Source organism: Deinococcota bacterium (genome assembly GCA_030858465.1).
Lineage (GTDB): Bacteria > Deinococcota > Deinococci > Deinococcales > Trueperaceae > JALZLY01.
Genome location: JALZLY010000270.1, coordinates 1 through 6,428, shown reverse-complemented (window position 1 = coordinate 6,428; position 6,428 = coordinate 1). Strand labels below are relative to the sequence as shown.

Sequence of the window (6,428 nt, the reverse complement as noted above, 5' to 3'; positions counted from 1 at the left end):
ACCCTGTCCGCCTTTGCCGACCCGATGGGCGAGGCCCTGCCCCAGGCGCAAGGGCGTGAGATCGGCGGCGTGAACGCCACCTTCTACACCGTCAGCCCCGGCGTTACCGTGGCCCATGCGGTGACGGACGGCTACGCCCTGATCGCCACCTCGGCGGAGGCGATGGAGAGCGTCCTGGCGGCGCGGGCCGGCGGCGAGAGCTTGGCCGGCCAGGCCGAAGTGGCGGCGCTCTTGGCGGCCGTGCCCGCGGAGGCGAGCAGCGTCTCCTACGTCGACAACGAGGCGAACCTGGCCTTTACGGCGAGCCAGCTGCGCAGCCAACTCCAGCTCAGCGCGGGCCTGACCGGCAGCGCCGACCTCGACTTCGAGGCGGTGAGCGCCGCCGGCGAGGCCGTCGAGAGCTTTCTCGCCTTCGTCGCCTCGCGGCTCGGGCCGGGCGTGAGCTACAGCCTGACCTCGCCCGAGGGCAGCTACTCTTACAGCTTCACGCCGGTTCGCTGGTAAGCACCTCCAACCCGGTTTGAACGGCCGTTCAAACCGGGGCGAGCAGAGCGAGTATGGACCGCGGCCGCCCGCGGTCCTCTACCGCAGGAGGTCCGAGCCGTTCTAAACGCACAGGAAGAAATCCACGGCAAGGCCTACGGGTCTTCCCGCGCTCTTTTGGTCAACTCGGCCCAGAGCGCGTCTATCTGCGCCCCCAACGCCTCAGGGCTGCCGCTGTTGTCGAGCAGGTAGTCCGCGCGCCTTGCCTTCTCCGCCAGGGGCATCTGGGCGGCGTCGCGGGCGCGCACCTCGTCCTCCCTCAGGCCGCTGCGCGCCGCCACCCGCGCCACCCTCGCCGGCAAGTCCGCGGCGACGACGATGACCCCGTCCAGGCCGCGCTCGAGGCCGTTTTCAAAGAGCAGAGGAATGTCCAGCAGGATTACCGGCGGCGGCGCGCGCTCGAGCAGCGCCCGCACCTCCTCGTCGCTCCGCCGGCGCACCCAGGGGTGCACGATGGCGTTCAGGGCCTGCCGCGCCGCCTCGTCGCCAAAGACCCGCGCGGCGGTGGCGGCCCGGTCGAGCCGGCCGTCCTCGACGAGCTCCGGGCCGAGTTCGGCGGCGATCCTCGCCAAGACCTCCGGGTCCCCCGCGGCCTCGCGGGCCAACTCGTCCGCGTCCACGAGGGCGGCGCCCCTGGCCACTAAGAGCCTGGCCGCCGTGGATTTGCCCGAGCCGATGTTGCCGGTCAGGCCGAGGCGCAAGGGCCTCACGGGCGCGGGTTTCCTATAATGGCTATGGTAATGGCTATGGTAATAATCCTAAAGGACTGGCTGAGCGGGCTGCTGGGGCGAGGGCGCGAACTGGACATGGCTCTGGACATGGCTCAGTTTACGCCCTCGCCAGAGGGCGGCTACCTCGTCGGCGGCGCCTTGCGCGACGCCCTCCTGGGCCGCCCCTTCGGCGATCTCGACTGGCTGGTGCCCGCGCCGGAGCGGGCGGCTCGGGAAGCGGCTGAGGGGCTCGGCGGCAGCGCCTTCCCGCTCGACGGGGCGCGGGGCCACTGGCGCGTGGTCGCGGGCGACCTGAGCCGCGACTATACGCCGCTGGGGGGCGCGCTCGAGGCCAACTTGCGCGCCCGCGACTACACCGTCAACGCCGTCGCGGCCGACCCGGAGGGCCACCTCTTCGACCCGCTGGACGGCCTGCGCGACCTGCGCGGGCGGCGGCTGCGCATGGTGAGCCGGAAGAACCTGCGCGCCGACCCCCTGCGGCCGCTCAGGGGCGTGCGTTTGGCGGCGGGTCTCGGCTTTGCGCTCGAGGCCGAGACTCATGCGGCCATCTCCGCAGAGGCGTGCGCTCAAAGGGCGGGCGAGGTCGCCCTGCCCGCCCCGGAGCGCGTCGGCGAAGAGCTCAACCGGCTCCTGCTCAGCGAGCGCGCCGCCTACGGCGTGAGGCTCATGGAGAGGCTCGGCCTGCTCGACGTCTACCTGCCCGAGCTCGCCCTGGGCAGAGAGGTCGAGCAGCGCGGCTTTCACCACCTGAACGTCTTGGCGCACAACCTTCTGGCGCTCGAGCAGCTCCTCCGCCACTTCCCGGACAGTCCACTGAGCCTGCGCTGGGCGGCGCTCCTGCACGACCTGGGCAAGCCCGCGACGCAGACCTTTGACGCTTCCGGGCGCTACTACCACTTCTACGGCCACGACAAGCTGGGCGCGGAGCTGGCCTCTAGCCTCCTGAGGCGCCTCAGGCAGCCCGACGAGCGCATCAGGCGGGTCGCGGGCCTGATCCGCTACCACATGCTGCCGCTGCCCGGCAGCGACAAGGAGGCGCGGCGCTTTCTGCACCGCCGCCGCGCGCTCCTGCCCGACCTCTTGAAGCTGATGGTCGCCGACCGCGAGGCGGCGCGTGGCCCCCTGGCGAGCAAAGGGGGCCGCGAGCGCTACCGGCTGGCCTTGGCCCGCGTTCTCAGGCTGATGGCCGAGGCGCCGCCCGCCAAGCCGCTCCTGGACGGCCGCGAGGTGATGGCGCTCTTGGGCCTGGCGCCCGGCCCCAGGGTCGGCGAGGCGGTGCGCTTCGTGCAGGAGGCCGCCGCCGTCGGCGACGTCAGCGGCCGGGCGGAGGCCGAAAGGGCGCTTCGTCACTACGCCCGCAGCAGGGGCTGGACGGAGGCGCCAGGCGGCGAGGAGGGCTAGCATGGCGGGGGCTTGGAGAATGTCGGGCAGCCACCCTCTTTCGCCCCGCCGCTCCCTTATACTCTGGAGCTTAATGGAGGCTTAAGCGAAGCTCAAGTCTCCGATCTCTTGTGGTAGAGTAACTCCCTCAAGGGGGTGCGGTCGTTCTTTTGGGGAGGAGGACGCACGGATTTATGAGAAGCGAGTTTATGAGAAGCGGGTCTATGAGAAGAATCGCCATCATCGGCTCCGGCGGTGCCGGCAAATCGACCTTGGCCAGAGCGCTCGGCGAGTGCCTCGGCCTCGAGGTCGTTCACCTGGATACCCTCTACTGGAAGTCCGGCTGGAAGGAGACGCCCACACCCACCTGGACGACCATCCAGGAAAACTTGGTGGGGCGGCCGAGTTGGATCATCGACGGCAACTACGGCAAGACCATGGATATCAGGCTCAGGGCCGCCGACACCGTCATCTTTCTCGACATGCCGCGCAAGCTCTGCTTGTGGCGGGCCCTAAAGCGCCGGGTGCGGTACCACGGCAGGTGCCGGCCTGACCTCACGCCGGGCTGCCCGGAGCAGCTCGACCCGGCCTTTTTGCGCTGGATCTGGGACTACCCCGAGAAGAAGCGGCCGGGCGTCCTCGAGAAGCTGGCGACCTACAGGGGCGAGAAGGCCATCTTCCACCTGAAGTCGCCGCGAGCCGTCAGGCGCTTTTTGAGAGGGCTCGAGCAGCCGGCTGAACACGGCAAACCCTCCCACGCCTGGCCCGCCCGACCCTAGCGAGATGCGCCTCATAGGGGTGAGGGCATAATAGGGTGAGGGCATAGGGTTCGCCTATGAGGCGCTACCTCGTCTTTCTGCCCAGCCTGCTGACGGGGCTCGCCGGTGGTGTGTGGCTGCTGCTAAGGCCGCTCGAGTTGGGGGCCCAGGCGGGACCCCTGATCATCCTGCTGACAGCCGCTCTCACCACTCTCGGTCTCCTGGGCGGGGCCTGGGGGCTCGAGCGCCTGCTGCCCTCCTTTCGCACCGCCAGCAAGCTGCTGGAGAACGCCCTCAGGCGCTTTCCCATCACCCTGCCGCTGGCCTTCGGCCTGGCCGCGGCCACGGCTGTTTCAGAAGAGCTCTTTTTTCGCGGGGCGCTGTTGCCGCTGCTGGGCGTCTGGGGCCAGGCGGCCGTCTTCGCGCTGCTGCACCCCGCGCCGCGCCGGGCCTGGAGCTACACCGCCTACACCTTCGTGGCGGGCCTGGTCTTCGGCTACGTCACGCTGTGGACGGGCAGCCTCTGGGCGGCGATGCTCGCCCACTTCGCAGTGAACTTCTACGGCTTCTTGGAGGTGCGCCGCTTGCAACGAGGCGCGCGGAGGCGCCCTCAGCCACAGGTGGGTGTACATCTTCCCAACGAAGGCTGACGCTTAGAGGCCGAACGTCCGCGTGAGCAGCGTAGCCAGCGCGTCGATGTCGCGGCGGCTCTCGAAGCGCAGACCGAGCGCCGCGGCGTGCTCTCCCAGCGACCGGCGCATGAAGTAGAGCTCGGTCTCGGTCGAGTCGTAGCCCTCGAACGGCCCCTTCAGTTCAGCATCGCAGACCTCGGTCACGAGCCCCAGCAGGTAGTCGGCGATATACGCCATCTTGCTGTAGTTGAGCTTTTCGGGCGTGTCGCTGGGCTGGTGGTAGTGGGCCCAGTGGCCGCAGGACAAGAAGAGGTAGGGCCGCTCGTTCACCCGGAAGACGTGATGATCGCTCATGTCGCCGACGTAGCGGTTCAGTGCTGCCACTATGCGGACGCCCCCGTGCGGCTCGCAGGCTCTCAGAAGCCCTGCCAGGACGGGGTCGCTCTCGAGGCCGGTGATGAAGAGCAGGTCGCTCAGGCCAGGAACGGGAACATCGTGACCGACGAGGTCGAGGACGATGGCGGCGTGGACAGGACCTGTACGCTGGCGCGTATAGAAGAAGGTCGAGCCCATCGCCGGCGAAAGGAAGTAAGGGGGTTCCTCGGCGTCGGGAAAGGCGAGGACGATAGGCCGCTCCAGCCCTTTTTCTCTCAGCCTCGGCACCAGCGACAGCAGGATAGCGACAGCCGCGGCGTTGTCGTCCGCGCCGGGAAAGGGGCCGGCGGTGTCGTAGTGGGCCAAGAGCATTATGGGCTCGAGGCCAGCTCTCTGATCGCCGGACCGCGCGCCCGGCAGGAGGCCTGCGAGATTGGTGAACTGCTGCCCGCCCACCTCGTAAGGCAGCTCGAACGACGCGTCGGCATAGGGCCGCAGGTCCAGCTCAGCCATGCGCCCCACGAGGTAGCGGCGCGCCTCGGCGTGGCCGGGAGTGCCGACCATTCTGCCAGCGGGCGTCGCCAGCGCCGTCACGTCGTCCCGCAAGCTTCGTATCATGAGCCGCGCACGCTAATCGAGCCAGTCCCTGATCCTCGAGACCGCGCGCTCCAAAGCCTCGGGCTCGCGCACCAGCGCAAATCTCACGTAGCCTTCGCCCTCTTCCCCAAAGCTCCGACCCGGCCCCAGGCAGACGCCGGTCTGCCGCGCCAACAGGGTGGCGAAGCCGTAGGAATCGGTGAAACCTCGGGGCAGGCGCGTCCACACGTACATGCTGGCCTGCGGCAAGGGCGTGGGCCAGGCCGAGCGGTTGAGGAGGCTGACCAGCGCGTCGCGGCGCGCTTCAAAGACCTGCGCCGCCTTGCGCAGCTCGCTCCCAGGGGCCCTTAGGGCCGCGACCGCCGCGCGCTGGATGCCCAGGTATTGGTTGAAGTCGATAGCACCCTTGACCTGCCTTAGCGCCGCGACAGCGTCCTCGTTGCCCGCCGCCCAGCCGATGCGAAAGCCGCCCATGTGAAAGCTCTTCGAGCAGGAGTAGAGTTCGATGGCTGTTTCCAAACCGCCCTTTTGGGCCAGCACCGAGGGCGCCCGGTAGTCGCCGTAGACCATGTCCACGTAGGGAAAGTCGTGCACCAGCAAGACATCGTTGGCGTGGCAAAAGGCGATGGCCTCATCGAATAGCGCTTCGGAGGCCACGGCCGCCGTCGGGTTGTTGGGATAGCTGAGGACCAGGACGCGGGCGCGCCTGGCGTCGTCCGAAGCGACGGCGCTCAAGTCCGGCAGATAACCGTTCGCCTCGAGCAGGGGCATGGTCACGAGCTCGAGCCCGGCTATGGCAATGGCCCCGTAATAGGAGGGGTAGCCGGGGTCCGGCGCGAGGATTGTGTCGCCGGGGTCGGTCACAGCCAGGAGCAGGTTGGCGAAGCCCTCCTGCGAGCCGATGAGCGGCAGGACGTGGCGGTTTGGCTCGAGCGCCTGTTCGTAGCGCCGCAAGAACCACGCGGCCACCGCCTCGCGCAGCTCGAGCGTCCGCGAGAAGAGGCAGTAGCCGTAGGTCTCGGGCTCATGGGTCGCCTCACGGAGCGCCTCCAAGGCGGCGGGCGGCGGGCCGAGATCGGAGGAGCCTATCGACAGGTCGATAACCTCAAGACCCTTGGCTCTGGCCTCGGCCTTGGCGCGGTCCATGGTCTCGAAAGGGCTGGCGGGCATAGCCAGGGCGCGGCGTGAAACCCAACGGTTGCTCTTCATGGCTCCAGTTTAGCAAGCGCAGCCTAGCCCTGGGCGCGGCGCTCGAGTTCCCCTAAGCCTTCCTCGACCTCGTCACGAGGCAGGCCACCCGCCTCGAGGCTGTCGTCGTCCAGGCTCAGGAGCGTCCGGTAAAAGCTCCTGCCCTGCTCGAGCAAAAGCTCGTCCGGCGCGGCCTCGAGCAGGCTGAAGAGCACGTCCTCCGC

General features: G+C 68.8%; 8 protein-coding genes. 4 read left to right on the top strand and 4 right to left on the bottom strand.

Annotated elements, in window-relative coordinates:
* On the top strand, positions 1-504 hold a 504-nt coding region (locus M3498_13640; protein ID MDQ3460319.1), incomplete at its 5' end, for a hypothetical protein.
* A gap of 134 nt (positions 505-638) precedes the next feature.
* Here M3498_13640 and coaE read toward each other — a convergent pair.
* Positions 639-1,253 carry a dephospho-CoA kinase gene (gene coaE / locus M3498_13635; GenBank protein MDQ3460318.1) on the bottom strand — a complete coding sequence of 205 codons (615 nt, stop codon included), beginning with the start codon at positions 1,251-1,253 and terminating at the stop codon, positions 639-641.
* 36 nt (positions 1,254-1,289) lie between these two features.
* Here coaE and M3498_13630 point away from each other — a divergent pair, with 36 nt between their 5' ends.
* The 3 genes from M3498_13630 to M3498_13620 all read left to right on the top strand — a co-directional run bounded on the left by M3498_13630 (position 1,290) and on the right by M3498_13620 (position 4,062).
* Positions 1,290-2,675: an HD domain-containing protein gene (locus M3498_13630; GenBank protein MDQ3460317.1), complete on the top strand. Its 1,386-nt coding sequence runs from the start codon at positions 1,290-1,292 to the stop codon at positions 2,673-2,675.
* A gap of 203 nt (positions 2,676-2,878) precedes the next feature.
* Positions 2,879-3,433, top strand: a complete 555-nt coding sequence (locus tag M3498_13625; protein MDQ3460316.1) for a DNA topology modulation protein — start codon at positions 2,879-2,881, stop codon at positions 3,431-3,433.
* Positions 3,434-3,489: 56 nt separating this feature from the next.
* Entirely contained in the window at positions 3,490-4,062 is a 573-nt protein-coding gene (locus M3498_13620) for a CPBP family intramembrane metalloprotease (protein MDQ3460315.1), read from the top strand.
* A gap of 3 nt (positions 4,063-4,065) precedes the next feature.
* Here the strand turns inward: M3498_13620 and M3498_13615 are convergent, their stop codons facing one another.
* The 3 genes from M3498_13615 to M3498_13605 form a co-directional block, all read right to left on the bottom strand.
* On the bottom strand, positions 4,066-5,037 hold the full coding sequence (locus M3498_13615; protein ID MDQ3460314.1) for a M28 family peptidase: 972 nt from the start codon (positions 5,035-5,037) through the stop codon (positions 4,066-4,068).
* Positions 5,038-5,049: 12 nt separating this feature from the next.
* Positions 5,050-6,225 (bottom strand): aminotransferase class I/II-fold pyridoxal phosphate-dependent enzyme, encoded by a 1,176-nt coding sequence (locus tag M3498_13610; protein MDQ3460313.1) that lies wholly within the window; start codon positions 6,223-6,225, stop codon positions 5,050-5,052.
* Between the two features lie 23 nt (positions 6,226-6,248).
* A partial coding sequence (locus tag M3498_13605; protein ID MDQ3460312.1) for a DUF6483 family protein occupies positions 6,249-6,428 on the bottom strand: 180 nt, incomplete at its 5' end.

Excerpts from the sequence above, each read along its gene's own strand:
- M3498_13625 (MDQ3460316.1), top strand. The coding sequence starts at position 2,879 with ATGAGAAGAATCGCCATCATCGGCTCCGGCGGTGCCGGCAAATCGACC.
- M3498_13615 (MDQ3460314.1), bottom strand. The coding sequence starts at position 5,037 with ATGATACGAAGCTTGCGGGACGACGTGACGGCGCTGGCGACGCCCGCT.
- M3498_13630 (MDQ3460317.1), top strand. The coding sequence starts at position 1,290 with ATGGTAATAATCCTAAAGGACTGGCTGAGCGGGCTGCTGGGGCGAGGG.
- M3498_13620 (MDQ3460315.1), top strand. The coding sequence starts at position 3,490 with ATGAGGCGCTACCTCGTCTTTCTGCCCAGCCTGCTGACGGGGCTCGCC.
- M3498_13610 (MDQ3460313.1), bottom strand. The coding sequence starts at position 6,225 with ATGAAGAGCAACCGTTGGGTTTCACGCCGCGCCCTGGCTATGCCCGCC.